At 60.5% G+C, this 18,300-nt stretch carries 14 protein-coding genes; 10 read left to right on the top strand and 4 right to left on the bottom strand.

Annotation, left to right across the window (positions count from 1 at the left end; translation table 11 throughout):
* The first annotated feature begins 22 nt into the window (after positions 1 to 22).
* Positions 23 to 1,051, top strand: coding sequence for a 4-hydroxythreonine-4-phosphate dehydrogenase PdxA (locus tag IE127_RS17705; RefSeq protein ID WP_189427111.1), 1,029 nt, complete (start codon positions 23 to 25; stop codon positions 1,049 to 1,051).
* Here IE127_RS17705 and otnC read toward each other — a convergent pair.
* The 3 genes from otnC to IE127_RS17720 form a co-directional block, all read right to left on the bottom strand.
* Positions 1,048 to 1,689, bottom strand: coding sequence for a 3-oxo-tetronate 4-phosphate decarboxylase (otnC, locus tag IE127_RS17710; protein WP_189427112.1), 642 nt, complete (start codon positions 1,687 to 1,689; stop codon positions 1,048 to 1,050). The genes IE127_RS17705 and otnC overlap by 4 nt on opposite strands.
* A complete protein-coding gene (otnK, locus tag IE127_RS17715) occupies positions 1,686 to 2,936 on the bottom strand; it encodes a 3-oxo-tetronate kinase (RefSeq protein ID WP_189427113.1) in 1,251 nt (416 codons plus the stop codon). The genes otnC and otnK overlap by 4 nt, the downstream gene beginning before the upstream one ends.
* A 97-nt stretch (positions 2,937 to 3,033) precedes the next feature.
* Entirely contained in the window at positions 3,034 to 4,071 is a 1,038-nt protein-coding gene (locus IE127_RS17720; protein WP_189427114.1) for a LacI family transcriptional regulator, read from the bottom strand.
* Positions 4,072 to 4,315: 244 nt separating this feature from the next.
* On the opposite strand from IE127_RS17720, the gene IE127_RS17725 reads away from it, so the two are divergent.
* The 7 genes from IE127_RS17725 (at position 4,316) to nagA (ending at position 13,820) form a co-directional block, all read left to right on the top strand.
* Complete coding sequence (locus tag IE127_RS17725; RefSeq protein WP_189427115.1) at positions 4,316 to 5,635, top strand: extracellular solute-binding protein; 1,320 nt, start codon at positions 4,316 to 4,318, stop codon at positions 5,633 to 5,635.
* 97 nt (positions 5,636 to 5,732) lie between these two features.
* A complete protein-coding gene (locus IE127_RS17730; RefSeq protein WP_189427116.1) occupies positions 5,733 to 6,623 on the top strand; it encodes a carbohydrate ABC transporter permease in 891 nt (296 codons plus the stop codon).
* The gene (locus IE127_RS17735) at positions 6,623 to 7,438 is read left to right on the top strand and encodes a carbohydrate ABC transporter permease (protein ID WP_189427117.1); all 816 of its coding nucleotides are present in this window, start codon (positions 6,623 to 6,625) and stop codon (positions 7,436 to 7,438) included. The genes IE127_RS17730 and IE127_RS17735 overlap by 1 nt, the downstream gene beginning before the upstream one ends.
* Before the next feature lie 4 nt (positions 7,439 to 7,442).
* A complete protein-coding gene (locus tag IE127_RS17740; protein WP_189427118.1) occupies positions 7,443 to 10,607 on the top strand; it encodes an alpha-mannosidase in 3,165 nt (1,054 codons plus the stop codon).
* 274 nt (positions 10,608 to 10,881) lie between these two features.
* Positions 10,882 to 11,646, top strand: a complete 765-nt coding sequence (locus tag IE127_RS17745; RefSeq protein ID WP_189427258.1) for a GntR family transcriptional regulator — start codon at positions 10,882 to 10,884, stop codon at positions 11,644 to 11,646.
* 9 nt (positions 11,647 to 11,655) lie between these two features.
* Complete coding sequence (locus IE127_RS17750) at positions 11,656 to 12,684, top strand: SIS domain-containing protein (protein ID WP_189427119.1); 1,029 nt, start codon at positions 11,656 to 11,658, stop codon at positions 12,682 to 12,684.
* A complete protein-coding gene (gene nagA / locus IE127_RS17755; protein WP_189427120.1) occupies positions 12,681 to 13,820 on the top strand; it encodes an N-acetylglucosamine-6-phosphate deacetylase in 1,140 nt (379 codons plus the stop codon). Before IE127_RS17750 ends, nagA begins: the two co-directional genes overlap by 4 nt.
* 5 nt (positions 13,821 to 13,825) lie before the next feature.
* Here the strand turns inward: nagA and IE127_RS17760 are convergent, their stop codons facing one another.
* The gene (locus IE127_RS17760) at positions 13,826 to 14,569 is read right to left on the bottom strand and encodes an SDR family oxidoreductase (RefSeq protein WP_189427121.1); all 744 of its coding nucleotides are present in this window, start codon (positions 14,567 to 14,569) and stop codon (positions 13,826 to 13,828) included.
* A gap of 386 nt (positions 14,570 to 14,955) precedes the next feature.
* Between IE127_RS17760 and IE127_RS17765 the strand changes: the two genes are divergently transcribed.
* Positions 14,956 to 16,290, top strand: coding sequence for a hypothetical protein (locus IE127_RS17765; protein WP_189427122.1), 1,335 nt, complete (start codon positions 14,956 to 14,958; stop codon positions 16,288 to 16,290).
* A gap of 165 nt (positions 16,291 to 16,455) precedes the next feature.
* A complete protein-coding gene (locus IE127_RS17770) occupies positions 16,456 to 18,243 on the top strand; it encodes an OmpA family protein (RefSeq protein WP_189427123.1) in 1,788 nt (595 codons plus the stop codon).
* The last annotated feature ends 57 nt before the right edge of the window (positions 18,244 to 18,300 follow it).

Genomic DNA, 18,300 nt, shown 5'->3' on the forward strand with positions numbered 1-18,300 from the left:
GCCTGCTGGAGGAGGAAGCATCGTGTCAAAGCCAGTCATTACAATCGTTCTGGGAGATCCGGGAGGGGTTGGCCCTGAATTGGTCGGTCATCTGCTCGCCGACCCTGACACTCTGGCCAGCGCCGACGTTTTGGTAATTGCCGACCAGCACGAGTTCGATGAAGGTCTGCGGATTTCCGGTGCCAGTCTCCAGTATGCGACGGTGTCTGAACGCCCCGGTTCAAGGCCGGCCGAGGGCGTGACGCTCTGGAATTTTCGCGGGTCGGAGACTCAGCCGTTCAGCCGTGCTGAAGTCAGCGCAGCCAACGGCCGCTACGCTTTGGACACGCTGGAACAGGCGGTGCTTCTCACCCAAAAGGGCATTGGCGATGCGTTTCTATTTGCGCCGCTCAACAAGTCTGCCCTGCATCTCGGTGGCCTCGATCTTGATGATGAGGGGCAGATGTTCGCCCGTGTTCTCGGCTCAAAGACGCCGCATGGGGAGCTCAATGTGCTCGATAATTTGTGGACGAGCCGCGTCACCAGCCACGTAGCCCTCAGGGATGTTTCGGCGCTGATTACGGAAGAGCGTATCCACCGCTCGATCAAGCTCTTGCACGATGCTGTGACTGACGCCGGTATCGCCAGCCCGCGCATCGCAATCTGCGGCCTCAATCCGCACAATGGCGAGAACGGCAGCTTCGGCCGCGAGGAACTGGACGTTATCATGCCCGCCGTAGAGTCGGCGAAGCGGGCAGGGTACCCCGTTGAGGGGCCGTACCCAGCCGACACCATCTTCCTCAAGGCCGCCGATTATGATGCCGTCGTGACCATGTATCACGATCAGGGCCAGATCGCCCTCAAGCTGCTTGGCTTCTCGCGCGGCGTAACAGTGGCTGGCGGTTTGCCGATCCCAATCTGTACGCCGGCGCACGGCACCGCGTTCGATATTTATGGGAAAGGGCAGGCCAATGTCGGCGCCACGCGTGCCGCGTTCGGCATTGCGGTGAAAATGGCAAACCGGCGATTGGCCTGTGAAGCCGAAGAGAGTCCCTCGGCCGCAACCGCCTAACGGGGCCGCAAGGCGTCGGCTTGATCGCGAGTTAGTGGGCGAATATCGCGGCCATGAAGCAGCAGGAAAAGCTTGGCCGTTTCCTCGAGTTCTTCAATGGCATATTGCGCCTGTCTCAGCGTTTTTCCTGAGACGACCGGGCCATGATTGGCGAGCAGCACCGCATGGTGCGCGCTCGCCTGCGCCGCCACAGCTTCCGCAAGGTCTGCGTCACCGGGCGCGTAATAAGGCACCATCGGCAATCTGCCGATGCGCATTGCGAAATAGGCCGTCAACGGTGGTAGCGCATCATCCGGGTCCGTATCGCGAAGAATGCTGACGGCCACCGAGTGCGTCGAATGCAAGTGCACGACCGCGCCGTCGCCTTCGCGTTCGCAGTACATGCAGCGGTGGAGAAACGCTTCCTTGGTCGGCTTGTCGCCGGACAAATGCCTCCCCTCTGCGTCGAGATGAGAAAGTTGGGCCGGGTCGAGATCGCCGAGTGACGCGTTGGTGGGCGTCATCAGCAACGAGCCGTCATCAAGCCGAACGCTGATATTGCCGGTCGAACCGGCCGTCAGCCCCCGATCGAACAGCGATTTGCCGACAGAGCAGATCTCCTCGCGTGCGTGTGTTGCGGCACTGCCGATGGCTGTCATTGCAAGTGCTCCCACGCCTTCAGGAAAAAGTCCTCATTGCCGAAATTGCCGGATTTGAGCGCCAGCGCAAGGGGGCCTGCCGGCCCGTCCGCCAGCGTCCACGGCACGCCCGGCGCAATTTCTGGCCCGATCTTGAGTGCTTTGAGCCCCAGGGCCGCCGAGATCGCGCCGGACGTCTCTCCACCCGCAACGATCAGCCGGCTCACCGCGCGCCTGCACAGCGCGCTTGCGACCTCAGCCATGAAGGTCTCGACAATCTCGCCGGCCTTTTCCCGGCCGAGGGCATCCTGCGCCACCCGCACGGCTTCAGGCGTTGCGCTGGAATAGACCACTGGCGTTTCGTTTTCGCCCTGAGCCAGCACAAACTCCACTGCGTGTTCCGGCACAATCTCGCCTGAAGCGATCGCCATCGCCGAAATCGGCAGGGTCGGAACTTCCGCTTTCTCTGCAAATTCGACCTGCCGGCGCGTCATCGTCGAACAGGAGCCTGCCAGTATGGCGCAACGCCCCGGCGGCGCATTCATCGTTTCGGGCAGGGGAGCGAGTTCAGCATCCTCGACGAAATTCCTCGGCAATCCGATAGCCAGCCCGGAACCGCCAGTGATCAGCTTCATGCCGCGGCAGGCTTCGCCGATGGTTTTGAGGTCCTCGTCTGTGATCGCATCGACAATCGCTATGCCGTCAAGCTCATCGAAACGCGCCTTCAGCGCGTCGGCGCCACGCGTTAACACATCGTTAGCAACGAGTGACACACGTGTTACGGATTGCCGTGCGAGAACGCGGACAAGATTGGCATCCCGCATAGGTGTCAGCGGGTGATCGCGCATGCTGCTGTCCGAGAGCAGTTCATCGCCAACAAACAGATGCCCGCGATACACCGTCCGCCCGTTTGCCGGAAACGCCGGGCAGGCAATGGTGTGGCTTGTCCCACATAGCGTCATCAACGCGTCGATCACCGGGCCGATATTGCCGCGATCGGTGGAATCGAACGTCGAGCAATACTTGAAAAACAACTGCTCTGCGCCTTGCGCGAGCAGTGTTTTCGCAGCCGCAACGCTCTGCGCCACGGCTTCGTCAGCCGCGATGGTGCGGGTCTTGAGCGACACAACGACGGCCTGCGCATCGCCCGCCTGAAAGTCAGCATCAGGCAGCCCCACCAACTGCGTCACCCGTAGCCCGCCACGGGCCAGCATGAGTGCAAGATCCGTTGCGCCGGTGAGGTCGTCGGCTATCGCGCCAATGAACATCGATCACCCGTCTTTCAAAGCTGGAGGCACAGCCAGCATAGGGGTGGCGGGCAGGTCGCCCAAGCCGTCCCGGCTAAAACATCCACGCCAGACGGGTTTATCCACTGCGCCAGTGCACCACCGGCTCGCCCAGCACCTGCAATTTCGTCGCATCCTCGCCGCCGATCGCCGAGATCAGGAGGTTGGCGATCTCGATCCCGCCGCGCGATACGTCCTCCTCGATCGTGTCGATCTGTGGAAACAGCGTTGGCAATATGTCTGATGTCTGTTTGGCCACCATCTGCACATCGCGCCCCAGTTCAGCGCCGCCCTGGCGTAGCCCGCTGAGTAGCGCCATTGTCCGCCGCTCGCTGTCGCAGATGAATCCGTCGGCCAGCTCTCCGCTAAGCGCCATCTCATAGCCAAGTCTTCTCGTCTCGTCTGCGCTGGGATCGGGCCCGCGTCCATGAATCTCCGCCTCCAGCCCGAGCTTTCGCGCCTGGTCCTCGAATGCGCTGACAATATTGTGGTGATTGGTCGTGCCGTCATTTGCGACGAGAAGAGCCACTTTTCGGCAGCCCTTCTCAGCAAGCCGCTCAACGGCGAGTTTGGTGAACCGACGTGAGTCGAAGTCGTAATAGGGGTGCGGTGTGAAAAACTGCGTGCGCCCGTGCGTGACAAACGGAAACTGCCGCTCCATCAACAAGGCAACACGCGGATCATGTGCGCTGGTATGCGTGATCACCACGCCATCAGCCGTCTTGTTGTCGAGAATGTAGCGGATGGTTTCGACCGAGCCGTCCCGGTGAAATTCCGGTGCAACGCTGAGATGGTAGCGCGTACCTCTGATCGCCTGGCCGATTCCCTGGATCAGGTGCCGTTCGAAATCGATCGAGTTGTCGGATTCATCGAGAACCAGAACCACAACATTGGTCTTGCCAGTTCTCAGACGCACGCCCGCCCGATCAGGCACATACCCCAGCTGGGCCGCCGCTTCCGCCACGCGATCGCGTGTCTCCTGCTTCAGATTGGCCCCGCCACGCAAAGACAAGGAGACAGTTGACTGGCTAAGCCCGGTCAACTCGGAGATTGTCTTAAGCGTTGGCCGGGTCTTGTCGCCGCCGACTGCCTCCCGGCTCCTTTGCTGTTTGCTCATGTGTTGCAAGTCACCATCCTCTGCAACGTTACAGCCCGAGAGCATCAAGCTCAAGCATCACATTCATTTGCTGACAATCCTTGTAAGCCACTGACACATATGACTTATCCAAGCAGCATTATCGATAGCCAGCGTCGGTTGATATTTCTCTATTGCAACGTTGCAAGAAATGTCCTTAGCTTCGCCATGCGCATTGAGGAGTGCGCATCGGGCTCAAAACGGTCCGACATTTGGGAGGAATGATATGTTCAAGAGGACCTTGTGCGTTGCTGGACTCACTGGTGCGCTCATGGCCGGCACCGCGATGCCGGCATCCGCAATCTCCATCATGTATGCCGATTGGCTCGCGAGCCTGGTCGAGCCTGGCATCGCCAATTTCGAGGAAGCCACTGGCGAAACCGTCGATGCGATCAAGCTGCCGGGGCAGGGTTATGATCAGCGCATTGCGCTCGACCTTGCAGCCGGCACTGCGGCAGACGTCGTTCAGATGGACAGCTTCATGGTTTCGGAGCTTGCGTCTGCCGGTTATCTGGCGCCGCTCGATGAGATGGCCTCGGAGTGGGATCAGTACCAGTACTACCAGGAGGGCCTGCTGGACGTGGCCTCCTATGACGGCAATGTCTACGGTCTGCCGACCGACACCGATGTCCGTATGCTGTGGTACGACAAATCCAATTTCGAAAAGGCCGGCATCGAGATGCCGTGGGAACCGAAGACTTGGGATGATGTGCTGGATGCAGCGCAAAAGCTCAAGGATGCGGGCGTAACCTACGCCTTCCAGCTGCCGGCTGGCACGAAGCAGGGTGAAGCGGCCACCATGCAGGGGTTCTATATGGCCCTACTTGGCGCCGACACGCCGGAAGATGACCGCAACCGTCTGCTCAACCGCGAAACCGGGCAATGGATTGGCAACAGCCCGGCGCTGCGCCGGACTCTTGAGCTCTACGATACCGTCTACAATGAGATGGAACTCACCCCGTCGGATCTCAACTACGCAACCGATATCGGTGCTGCGGTCCGCGAGGCGATGGCCAATGACGAAATCGGCATTCTCGCCAGCGGCTCATGGGAAGATGCATGCCTTTGGGATTGTAACGGCGTGAATCTGCCGAGCCGGGAAGAGCGCGATGCGCTCGTCGGTTGGACGCCGTGGCCGGGCTCCGGCGAGGAAGGCGCCAAGGAAACCACCAATATTTCCGGCGGCTGGACGATCGGCGTCAACGCCAATGCCTCCGACCAGGATCTTGCCTTCCAGCTCGTGACTGCCATCTTCGACGAGGAAAACTTCAAGTCCTGGACGCTTGCCAACCACCGCATGGCGGTCCGCACTGATATTTCCGAGTCGCCAGAGTACATGGAAGACAGCTACCTCGCTGCTGCAACCAAGCTGGCTGCGGACACGACGGGCCGCGATACGGTTCCTGGCTATCAAACCGTTTCGGCTCTCGTCCAGCAGGCTACCGGCGACGTCGCCGACGGTGCGCCGGTCGATGAGGTCCTGCAGGACTATCATGACGCGCTTGTCGACGAGTTCGGCGAAGAGAACGTCATCACCTACGAATAATCGGTGTCCTCCTGCGCGGCGGCGCCCCTTTTGGTGCCGCCGCGGTCCCATGCGTCCCTGACGCCGGGAAACGTAGAGCTGCGGGGCGGGTAAACGTATGAGACATCAGGGCAATCCCTGGCTGACAAGCAACCTTTTTGTGCTTGGTATCGGCATTCTGCCGGCACTTCTGATGATCGGGGTGCTGCTTTATTTCACTGCATGGGCCTTTGCCTTCAGCTTCACCGACCTTGCGCTTGTTGGGCGCAAATCGGTCGAATGGAGCTGGGTGGGTTTTGACAACTTTGAGCGGTTGTTCACCCGACGCGGCTTTCTTGAGTCGCTGTGGACCACCATCTATTTCGTGTTCTTCTCGGCAATCGTCGGCCAGTCATTGCTTGGCTTCATTCTTGCGGCCTCTCTGCGCGGCATGCGGGGAACCCTGCGGACGATGATCGAGGTCTCGATCATGCTTGGCTGGCTGGTTCCCGATATCGTTGCGGCATTCCTGTGGTCGGCCACCACCTCCGATACCGGCTTGATCAACGCGCTCATTGTTGTGCCGCTCGGCTTCCAGCCGGTCAATTTCATCAATGATTACGCCCTCGCAGTGGTGACGATCGCCAATATCTGGAAGGGGACAGCATGGTCCTACATCCTGTTCTCGGCGGCGCTGGATTCGATATCGCGTGAACTGATCGAGGCGGCCAAGGTCGACGGGGCCACTATGTGGCAACGTGTATCGCTGGTGATCCTGCCGATCATCCGGCCGCACATCGCCACCAACATGCTGTTCATCACCATCTGGACCTTCACCTATTTCCCGCTGATCTTCGCGATGACTGGTGGCGGGCCCGGCCGGCAAACGGAAACACTGGCGATCTTCCTTTACAATCAGAGCTTCTCGCGTGGAAATCTCGGCTTTGGCAGCGCCATCTCGGTGGCGATGCTGCTGATCGTGGGCGGGCTCTCGCTGATCTATCTGCGCATGCTGAGGGAGCCGACGTGATGCAGTCCGGCATAGTACATTCACGCCTCACGGCTCTCGCCCTCACGTTCATGGCGATTATCTGGGTGAGCCCGTTCACCTGGCTGCTGCTAAACGCCTTCGATACATCGTCGACCGGCCAGCTTGCGTGGCCGACGACGCCGGGTGTTGGCAACTTCGTCGCGGCCGTCAGTGGCGATTCCGGCCGTCAGTTCATCAACTCGGTGATCATTGCCGCCGGCACCGCAACCTTGAGCGTGATCGTCGGTATCGCAGCCGGCTATCCGCTCTCCCGGCTCAACATTCCCGGTCGCAATGCCTTCCTGTGGGCCCTCGTGTTGTTGCGCATGCTGCCTGCGGTCGGTGTTCTGGTGCCAATCTATTTCGCGGCGCAACGTGCCGGCCTGCTCAATCAGTTGGGTGTGATCCTTGCACTGACCATTCTGAACCTGCCGTTCACCTTGCTCTTGCTGAAGAACTTCTTCGATACCGTGCCGATCGAGATCGAGGAGGCGGCCTATGTGGAAGGCGCCTCGCTATGGCAGATCGTCACCTTTGTGGTGCTGCCTCTGTCGCGCGCCGGCATCGCGGTCGTGTGGTTCTTCACCTTCACCAGCGCCTGGAACGAGTTCCTGCTGCCGCTGATCTTTGCACGGGTTCAGGACGCCTTTCCGATGTCTGTCGGCTTGTATGCGGCCTTTGGGCGTCAGGGCGCCATCAATTACGGCTTTCTGGCCGCCTATTCGATCATCTACGCGGCGCCAGCCATCGCCGTCTATTTTCTGTTGCGGCGCAACCTCAACACAGGGTTCGCCGGTGTCGGAGTGAAGGGATAATTCTATGAATTCGCTTGCAAGCAGGCTTGGCCTCCTTGTCGATGACGTCAAACGCGAAGGCCAGCTTCTGCGCCTGTGCAATGATCTCGGGTCCAAGATTCTGACCCCGGTTCCGGGCGAAATCGCTTGGCGTTATCTCGAAGCGGACACGGACGCAGCCTCGGCGCTGGCCGCCGACTGGCGCTCTTGGGCCGCGTTCGATCAGCGGACAGTATGGAGCAAGAAGCAGGGGCCTACCTGGTTCGCGGCGGAAGTCGAGGTACCGGCAGAAGCCAAGGGCAAGACCTTTGTCCTCAGGTTCTCGTCGCAATGGCAGCAGCGCCCCGGCTCGACTGATCCACAATGCCTTGCCTATCTCGATGGCAAGATCGCTCAGGCGATCGATGGCAACCATACCGAACTCGTCATCGAGCGGAACGCGAAGCCCGGAAACAAGCATATCGTGCTGGTCAACGCCTTCACCTTCTTTGACAGGCCTCTGGCTGGGTTCGGTGTCGAGTACCTCACCCGGCACGAGCGCGTCGAAAAGCTATACTTCGATCTGATGACGCCGTTTGAGGTGGCGGGTCTGTTGCCGCAGACCGACGCACGGCGCCATGCCATTCTCAACCTGGTCGAAGAAGCGCTCTATTCTCTCGACCGTCGCGGGCAGATCACCGACGAACTCGAGGCGAGCCTGCCGGATGCCGAGAAGATTGCGTCTAAAATCTACGAGCTGTCCGATACCGAGGTGCAACCGACGATCACTGCCGTGGGCCACACCCATCTCGACGTCGGCTGGCTGTGGCGCGTCATGCACACACGCGACAAGACCGGGCGTAGCTTCGCCACGGTCTTGAACCTGATGGCCGAATATCCTGGCTTCGTGTTCATGTACAACCAGTCGGTGCTCTTCAACTTCCTCAAGACCGACTACCCGGAGATCTGGGAAGGCCTGAAGGAAAAGGTAAAGTCGGGGCAGTTCGAGATCGAAGGCGCCATGTGGGTGGAGCCTGACGTCAACATTGCTTCAGGCGAGGCGCTGGTCCGGCAGATCCTGCGCGGCAAGCGTTTTCACCAACAGGAGTTCGGTGTCACCCCGAAATGCGTATGGTTGCCGGATACATTCGGCTATTCCGCCAACCTGCCGCAAATCATGGAAAAATCCGGGCTCGAGTATTTCATCACTTCAAAGCTCTCCTGGAACGATACCGATCGGCACCCATACGATACCTTCTTCTGGCGCGGCATCGACGGCACACAGACCAAAGCGCAGCTGATTACGGCGCAGCGCTTCGATTCCGATGCGATTTTTACCACCTACAATTCGGATCTGTCGGTCAGCGAAGTCATGGGCGCGTGGAAGCGCTACGAGCCGAAATCCGTCTACGATGAGGTCGTGCTGTGCTATGGTTATGGCGACGGCGGTGGAGGCCCCACCCGCGCCATGATCGAGCGCGGCACGCGCTTGCAGAACGGCATTCCCGGGGCGCCGAAGGTGCGCATGGAAGGCATTGTGCCGTTCCTCGATCGGCTCGGCAAACGCATGACTGATGAGGCCGGGAAGTTCCCGGTCTGGAACGGTGAATTGTACCTCCAATATCACCGCGGCACGTTGACTTCGATCGCCAAGAACAAACGCAACAACCGCATTGCCGAACGCCGCCTGCGCGAACTGGAATTTGTGGGGGCGATGGCAATGGCGACCGCTGGGACCGCGTATCCCAAAGAAGCGCTTGCCCGATATTGGGATACGCTCCTGATCAACCAGTTCCACGACATTCTGCCAGGCACATCCATCCCGGAAGTCTATGAGGACTCGGATGCCGAATACGGCGCGATGTTTGCCGAACTCGATTCCTCCAACGGCCCGTTTCATGCCGCATTGGGCACCCTGAAGGCGCCCGGCGCGAAAATCTTCAACGGCACGAGCCAATCGCGCGATGGCGAACTGGTGCTGATTGATGAGGTGGCTGCAGGAACAGGAAAGGGCTTGGTGCAGGGCGGCACTGTGCGCGACTTCCAGAAAGTCACCTTGGCCGATGGATCGAGCCGCCTTGCAGCGCCCGTGCCAAATGTTCCTGCGCTGGGTTGGGCCTCTGTCGGTGTTGCGACATCCAGCGGTGATGCGCGGACGTCGCTAAGCGTATCGGCGACGCATCTGGAGAATGATCTGCTTCGCGTCCGTTTCGACGCCAATGGCGAGATCGTCTCGGTTTTCGACAAGATACGTCAGCGCGAAGCGTTGGCCGAGGGCCAGACGGCGAACCGGCTCGTCGCCTACGAAGACAAGTCGATGAACTGGGATGCCTGGGATATCGATTGGTATTTCGACAAGAAGGGCTGGGCCTTGGCCGATGGCAAGGCAAGCATCGAAGTCGTGGAAGAGGGTCCCTATCGCGCCGCGCTGCGCGTCACGCGCGAATATGGCAAGTCGCGCTTCGTTCAGGTGATCTCCCTCGCAGACGGCGCCCGCCAGCTCGATTTCGATACCTTCATCGATTGGCACGAGCAGCGCCAGGTGGTGAAGGCGCTCTTCCCCTTCGACCTCAACACTTCGGAACTGCGCTCGGAAATCCAGTTTGGGCACGTCAAGCGCGCAACCCACCGCAATACGAGTTGGGACAAGGCGCGCTTCGAAGCTTCGATGCAGCGTTGGGTGGATATCAGCGAGGCGGATTTCGGCGCAGCGCTGATCAATGACTGCAAGTACGGCTACGACGCTGTCGAGCAGACGGTGCGCATCACTCTGGTTCGTGGCAGCACGCATCCGCATCCTGAGGCGGATCAGGGCGAGCACAGACTGCGCTACGCATTGTTCATCCACGAAGGCGAAAAAGACCTGCAGCTCGTACACCGGGCGGCAGAGCGGCTGAACAACCCGCTGCAGCTTGTCGGCGCTTTGGGTGAAGCGGCAGAAGCCGCACCCTTCAGCTTTGCCGACGTCGATTGCGACACAGTCACCGTCGAAACCGTCAAGAAGGCGGAAGATAGCGACGACCTGATCGTTCGAGTGTTCGAACATGCCAACCGCCGCGCCACAGCGCACATCCAGTTCGGTGTGCCGGTGAAATCCGTATCGCGGGTCAACCTGATGGAAGAGGGCGGCGAGTCGGTCGAGTTCAACGACAACTCGCTGACGCTGTCCCTTCGTCCTTTCGAGATCGCGACCCTCAAACTGTCTCTCTAGCCGGCCTCCCACGCCTGACCTTCAAGCGCACCTTCGGGTGCGCTTTTTTCGTCACGGGCCCCTGGTGATGCCAAAGCCGTACCACTTTCGCCTCTGCCCGGTTCATCCCTTGGTCAAGTCGGGTTGAAGCCGCCGATACGCTGGCCATTCCAGACCCTCAGCGCCTGATGGATAAAGTTTCGTCTTGGCCAATGGTCTTTTATTGGTATGGTAGCTCCAAAGCCGGATCATATCGGCGAAACGGAAGCGGCCTGGTGAGGACAACTTGGGTGACATGACGGAAGACGGGTTCGGCTCAGGTCCGATCACCCTCCCTTCGGGCGGACCACTCTACCTGCAGCTCAAGCGCTGGCTTGAAGACGCGATTGCAAATGGCGGCATCAAGCCTGGCGATGCCTTGCCGTCCGAACGCGACCTTGCCCTGCGGGTCGACGTCAGCCGCGTCACCGTCCGCAAGGCGGTGCAGCAATTGGTGCAGGACGGGCTGCTTGTGCAACGGCACGGTTCCGGCACCTTCGTCGCCACGCCGGCGCCGCGGGTCGAGCAGTCCCTGTCGCAGTTGACCTCGTTCACCGAGGACATGGCTCGCCGCGGAATGGCCGTGCGCTCGCAGTGGCTGGACCGCGGCGTTTACCCCCCGTCGCCGCAGGAAACCATGGTGCTCGGCCTGACGGCTGGCGAACAGGTTTCACGTATTGCCCGCCTCCGGCTGTCTCAGGAGACGCCGCTAGCGATTGAGCGCGCCTCGCTGTCGACGCAGATCCTTCCTGACCCGGCAGCAGTTCGCGATTCCCTCTATGCCTGTCTGGAACAGGCCGGCAGCCGACCAATACGCGCCATCCAGCGTATCCGCGCCGCCAATCTCGAGGCAGACGAGGCTGCACTTCTTGGCGTCGCTCCAGGTGCGGCCGGGCTTTACATCGAGCGGGTGTCCTATCTCGCCAATGGTCGCGTCGCGGAACTGACGCGCTCGACCTATAGAGGGGACGCCTATGATTTCGTTGCCGAACTGAGGCTCGGCGACGGCAGGACGACTTAAGGAGACCAGATGTCCGATCAGACTCACATGTTACGCGAAGTCAGGGAGATCCCCGCGGCGACCGCTCGCCTGCTGGACAGTGGACGTGAGGCGATAGGCGATGCAGCAACACGCTTGCGTACAAAGGATCCAGCCTTCCTCGTGACCATCGCGCGTGGCTCGTCGGATCATGCGACTGCTTACATCAAGTACGCGATAGAGCTGACGGCAGGGCTGCCTGTGGCCTCGCTCGGGCCGTCCATTGCCTCGGTTTATCGCAAGCCGCTCAAACTCCGCACCGGCGCAGCCCTCGCCATTTCCCAATCCGGCAAGAGCCCCGACATTCTCGATCTGGTAAAGACTGCCGGGCAGGGCGGGGCGCTGACGATCGGCATCACCAACACAGCCGGCTCTCCGCTCTCCGGTGCCACCGATGTCACGATTGACATGGCCGCTGGCGAGGAAATCAGCGTTGCCGCCACGAAGACCTTCGTCAACTCGATCGTGTCCGGTCTTGCAGTTCTCGCCGAATGGCAACAGGACGCCGGTTTGCGTGATGCTGTCGCTGCGCTGCCTGAGGCCTTCGAGAAGGCTTTGGCATGCGACTGGTCGGACCTGATCACCGCACTCGACGGTCACGACTCGCTCTTCGTGCTGGGGCGCGGGCCGGCGATGGCCATCGCCAACGAGGCGGCGCTCAAGTTCAAAGAAACCTGCGGGATGCAGGGCGAGGCCTACAGTGCGGCCGAGGTGTTGCACGGACCGGTCTCTCTGGTGGCGGAAGGCTTCCCGGTTCTCGCTTTTGCGGGCCGTGACGCGGCAGAGAAGGCCGTGGCTGACACCGCCAACGACATGGCCGCAAAAGGCGCGCGGGCATTTCTCACCTCGGCACACGCCGACGCGGCGCGCAAACTGCCCTTTGCCGAGACTGGCCACCCGATCACCGACCCACTGGCATTGATCGTATCGTTCTACGGCTTCGTCGAGGCGCTCGCGCGACACCGGGGGCTCAATCCCGATACGCCTCCACGCCTCAAGAAGGTGACTGAAACGGTATGAGTTCTGCCAGCTTCCGCTGCGAGAGGCTCTTCGACGGAGCCGAGTGGCACGATGACGTAGTGATTCACGTTGAAAATGGCATGATCACCGCCCTGGAACCGACAGCGGGATTGTCAGGGGGCGCTAGCCTTGACGGCATGGTCGTGCCGGGTTTCGTGGATCTGCAGGTGAACGGCGGCGGCGGCACCTTGCTGAACGACGCGCCCACCCGCGAAAGCATCGAAACCATCTGCAGCGCGCACTGGCAGTTCGGCACCACGGCCCTGCTTCCGACCTTGATAACGGACACGCGGGAAGTCACCGCTGCCGCTATTGCCGCAGGTTCTGCTGCTGCCGGAAAGGTCCCTGGTTTCGCTGGGCTGCATCTGGAGGGCCCGCATCTTTCACTGGCGCGCAAGGGCGCACATGATCCGGCGCTGGTTCGTCCGATGGAAAACGAGGATTTGCAGCTTCTGGTCGCTGCTCGTGCGCAGCTGCCGAATCTGCTGGTCACGGTCGCCGCCGAAACCGTCATCCCGGATCAGATCAGGGCGCTGGCCGATGCCGGAATCATTGTCAGCATTGGCCACTCCGATGCCGGATTTGATACGGCGAACGCGGCGATCGATGCTGGCGCGCGGATGGTCACGCACCTGTTCAACGCCATGAGTCAGATGGGCCATCGTGAACCCGGTCTCGTTGGCGCCGCGCTTGCCAGAGGGGAAGTGTATGCTGGCTTGATCGCCGACGGAATCCATGTCCATCCCCAGGCCATCAAGATTGCCCTTGCGGCCAAGCAAGGGCCCGGACGAATCTTTCTTGTCACGGATGCGATGTCGCAAACCGGCACTGACATCCGCGAACTGACCCTGAACGGTCGGCAGATCACGCGCGCCAATGGCGCCTTGCGCTTGGCGGATGGAACGCTTGCCGGTGCCGACCTCGATATGATCGATGCGGTGGCCTTCATGCATCGCGAGATTGGACTGGGGCTTGAAGAGGCGCTGAAAATGGCGAGTTTCTATCCGGCTCAGGCGATAGGGCTGGAGGGGCACGGCCAACTGATTAAGGGTAGCCCGGCAAACTTCGTCCAGCTTTCTTCCGACCTCGCGGTGCGTAGTACGGTAATCGGCGGAGAGCAGCTCTTCTCCGCCTGATCCGCTCAGCCGCGTCCGATATAGGGCATCTTGGTCGCCATCACGGTCATGAACTGGACATTGGCCTCCAGCGGTAGCCCCGCCATATAGAGTAGGGCATCCACAAGATGCTCGATGGCGAATGTCGGCTCCGGCATCATCGTGCCGTTGGCCTGGGGAACCCCGGCACTCATGCCGCTGGTCATGTCTGTCGCCACATTGCCGATATCGATTTGCCCGCAGGCAATGTTGAAGGGGCGGCCATCAAGAGAGATGGTCTTGGTCAATCCCGTGATGGCATGCTTTGAGGCGTTGTAGGGCCCGGCACCGGGCCTCGGCGTGTAGGCCGAGATGGAACCGTTATTGATGATGCGGCCACCTTGCGGGGTCTGGTCGCGCATGCGCCTGAACGCTTCGCGCGCAACATAAAAGGCGCCATTGAGATTGGTGTCGATCATCTGACGCCAGATATCGACATCGAGATCGCCAAAGCTTGTCGCAGGCGCTCCACGGCCAGCATTGTTGAAAACTACGTCCAGGCGTCCGAAGCGCTCGTCGATCGCCGAAAAGAAGCCAGCGACCTCATCAGGGTTGGTCACATCACAAGTATATGCCAGCCCGTCCCTCAGCTCGGCGTTGACTGCCTCAAGCGCATCCGTGCGGCGCCCGCAAATGGCCACCCGGTACCCGGCACGCGACAGCCCCAGCGCTGTTGCGCGTCCAATTCCGGACGATCCGCCCGTCACCACTGCTACCTTAGACTCTGTCATCCCGTTTCCTTCACAGATGCGGCGAAATTCCCGCGCCGTTTGCCAGATGCTGCCATTATTGCGCCGCAGCACCAAGGCGGGCTCAAGACCACCTTGCCACTCAAGCCCTTATTAACCGGGCATTCACGACAGTTAAGAGGTGGTTAACGGCTGTGTGCTGAATCTGCAACAAGGGCTGCGCAACAAGACGCCGTGCGCCCCAAATCCCTCACTACGCAATTGCGTCGGCATTCGGCATGCGTAGAGTGGGCCTTGCGAATCCATGCATGGGATCGTTTGTCGGTCGCAACGCGACGGCAACACACTGCACCACAAACAAGTGTGGTCGCGTTTCGACAAACCGCTGGGTAACCGGCACCAAAATGACTGACTTTGGAGGTCAACACATGAAACTCAAGAGCCTTATCCTCGGTTCTGTCGCTGCCGCTGGTCTCTCGACCGCTGGCTACGCTGCCGATCTGGACGTTCTGACTTCGCTGGACGTGTGTGACGCGCTCGGCCTGTCGGGTCTCACCATCTCTTCCGACACCAACTGCCTGCAGATCACTGGCGGCGTGTCCTATGAATTCAACTGGGGCGACTATCGCGGTAGCGAAACTGCTGTTGACACCCTTGCTGGTACCCAGGACTTCGACAACAACGACTCCGGCCCGCTCGGCGACAAGGATTGGGAATCGCAGGTTGAGGCTTGGCTGCAGTTCGTCGGCACCGCTGACTCCGACTTCGGTCCTGCCCGCGCTGTGATCCGTCTCGAAGCCATCGACGAAGTCCGCGTCCAGAACGAAGAGTTCATGGCCGACGACGACGACACCGATGGTGTTGACCTCGACGAAGCTTACGTCTCCGTCGGTGACTCCACTGTCATCATGGCTGGTAAGAAGGGCTCGATCGCAAACTTCGGCGATGACGAACCGTTCAACTTCCTCGGCCTGTTCAACTCCTCTGAAGTTGACACCGGCGTTTCGCACGACATCGGCATCGAAGAGTTCTACACCGAGCAGTTCGACACCGGAAGCCACGTCATCCAGGTTGTTTCCGATCTCGGCAACGGCGTGAACGTCGGCCTCGGCCTCGAAAATCTCGCAGAATCCGATGAAGTCGACATGGCCGGCACCCTGGTTGGTGTTGTTGGTTATGCCGGCGAAGGCATCACTGCACACGTCACCGGCTTGATGGGCGGTATCCTCGACGGCGACGTCGATGCATACGCTGTCCATGCTGGCGCAACCGGCACCTTCGACATCTTCCGCATCCGCGGTGCGATTGCTGCCAACCACTACGTGCCGACCGACGAGTCGTTCTACAACGCCCTCGCTTCGGCTGCTGCAACGTTCGACATGTTCACCCTCGCAGTTTCGGGTGAAGTCAACGGCGGCAGCGGTCTCGACACCGACTACGGTGTTGGCGCGTCCATCGGCGCTGCTGTGACCGAAGGCGTTGCGATCAACCTCGGCGGCCGTTACTACGACAACAACAACGGTGGCACGAGCGGTTACCAGGTTGCAGCTCAGCTCGTTGCTGCTGTCACCGAGACCATCTCGCTCACCGGCGAAGTTGGCGTCTACGGCACGACCGAGCGTCCTGACGACACCACCGATTTCTACGGTGCTGCTCAGCTCGCATGGGCACCAGGCGGTGGCTTCACCTCCGCTCTGGGTGGCGAAGTGCACGAGAACGGCGCTTACAAGGTCACTTTCGAAGCCGCCAAGGAATTCAACTAATCCTTGGATCGCTTCTGGCGATTTGGAAGGGTCCGGCTTTTGCCGGGCCCTTTCTTTTTGTGCCGAAGAACCCCATCGAAGAGCGTCAAAGCCATTTTCATCCACCACCGCGCTCGTTAATTTCCCTCAAAATTCCCGCAGATTCGCGAAGGACGGCAAATGCGAATGAACGGCGCAGCGCGCAAGACTTTGGCAGCAATGGTGTTGTGTTCCGGGGCGGTCGCGCTGCCGGGGTATGCTCAGGTAACATCTCAGCCACTAGGCAACGGCGAAGGCGGCGCCGGTAGTATCGTCACTCTCGAGGCGGACGCGGCCCCCGTGTCACCTTACTGGCTGACCATCGACCGCAGCGCTGAGGATGGCTCGATAGTCTTTGGCGGGTACGCGCCGAATGAGTCGCTCTTGGAGGCGTTGGCCGTCGATATTGAGGGCGCTGACACATCAAGTGTCGAAGTGGCGCGCGGCGCTTCCGCACAATACAACGCAGCAGTGGAATTCGGACGCCAGGCTGTCTCGCGGTTGAGCGAAGGCCGCTTCTCGCTTCGTGGCAACATGGTCTCGATCAAGGGAGTGGCCGCCAGCGAAACCGATGCCGCAGCAATCGAGGAACTCTCGGGATTGCTGCCTCCAGGGCTCATCCTGATACTCAATGAAATCGAAATCGCTGAGCCCTCCGCAGACATTGCAGAGACACGCAGTCCGGTAGCGCCGGTTGTGGTCGAACAGGCGTTTGCGTTTACTGCCTCCAAGACCGATGGTGTGTGGCGTTTCGGTGGAGATGTGCCCACCGCCCAGATGCGGTCGTTCCTCGCGGTGCGCGCCGGCGACGGTGGGGAATCCGACGTTGAGGTGCGCGAGGGGGCGCCCGAGGGCTTCGTCGCCGATATCGTGCTGGCGCTTGATACGCTCGACATGATGAGCGGAGGCCAGGCGGAGTTTGTCGATGGCGACTGGTCCATCTCGGGCATAGCATCGAGCTCAGAGACCGTCAGCGCAATTGAGGCGAGCCTTGCCGATAAGGGTTGGGAACTCGAGCTTTCGCAGTCATCGCCTTCAACCGAGCCCGCTGCGGCTCCCGATCCGGTTTCTGACACTGATGATGCTGGCGGCGCCGAGGAAACGGCACTCGAAGGCGACATCAACTCTGACACGACCGCGGAGTCATCTGCCGAGGCAGCCGATGTCACTTCAGAAGAGTCTGCAGAAAACGCAGATGCGGAGCCATCGGAGCAGATGCCGTCCACCGATCCTGAGTACGCATTCATCGCCGAGAAAGGCGAGGATCAGGGAGTAGAATTGTCCGGCATGGTACCGGCAGAGCAGACGCGCGCTTACCTTCGCGTCGTGGGCAATACGGAAACCGATACGCTGGCTGTAGCTGAAGGTGCGCCGGAGGGGTTCATCCTCGCGGCAGTCGCCGGAGTTCGGGCACTCAATGCCCTCGCATCCGGCACGCTTCGCTTTGAAGATGGGGCATGGGCGCTGACAGGTCGTGCTGCCGATGAGGCAGCGCGCAACGCGGCGCTTGCCGAACTGCCTGAAGCCAATGATTGGACCGTTACGATCGAATTGCCGAGCGCGGCGGAGATCTGCCGTGATGAACTGGCGGTATTTTCGGAGCGCAACGCCATCCTGTTCTCGTCAGGATCCGCAAGGATCGCCGGGTCCGAAGGCGCTCTCGACGAACTGGTGGGTTTTTTGAGCCATTGTCCCGAGCTTCCCATCTATGTTGAGGGCCACACGGACTCAGATGGCAGCGCAGCAACAAATCTCGCACTGTCGGTTGCGCGTGCCGAGGCAGTGGTTGCGGCACTCGTCGAGCGGGGGGTATCTTCAGCACGACTTTATGCCGTAGGCTACGGTGAAAGCGCGCCGATCGCGTCAAACGATACTGCCGCCGGCAAGCAGCGCAATCGCCGTATTGTTGTGGAGCTTGAGCCGCGCGAGCCCTGATCTCTGAGGTATTTCAAAACATGCAGGCCGTGCTTTATCTGTTGAGCATCTACTGGC

The sequence above is a fragment of the Devosia pacifica genome, from assembly GCF_014652635.1.
Lineage (GTDB): Bacteria > Pseudomonadota > Alphaproteobacteria > Rhizobiales > Devosiaceae > Devosia > Devosia pacifica.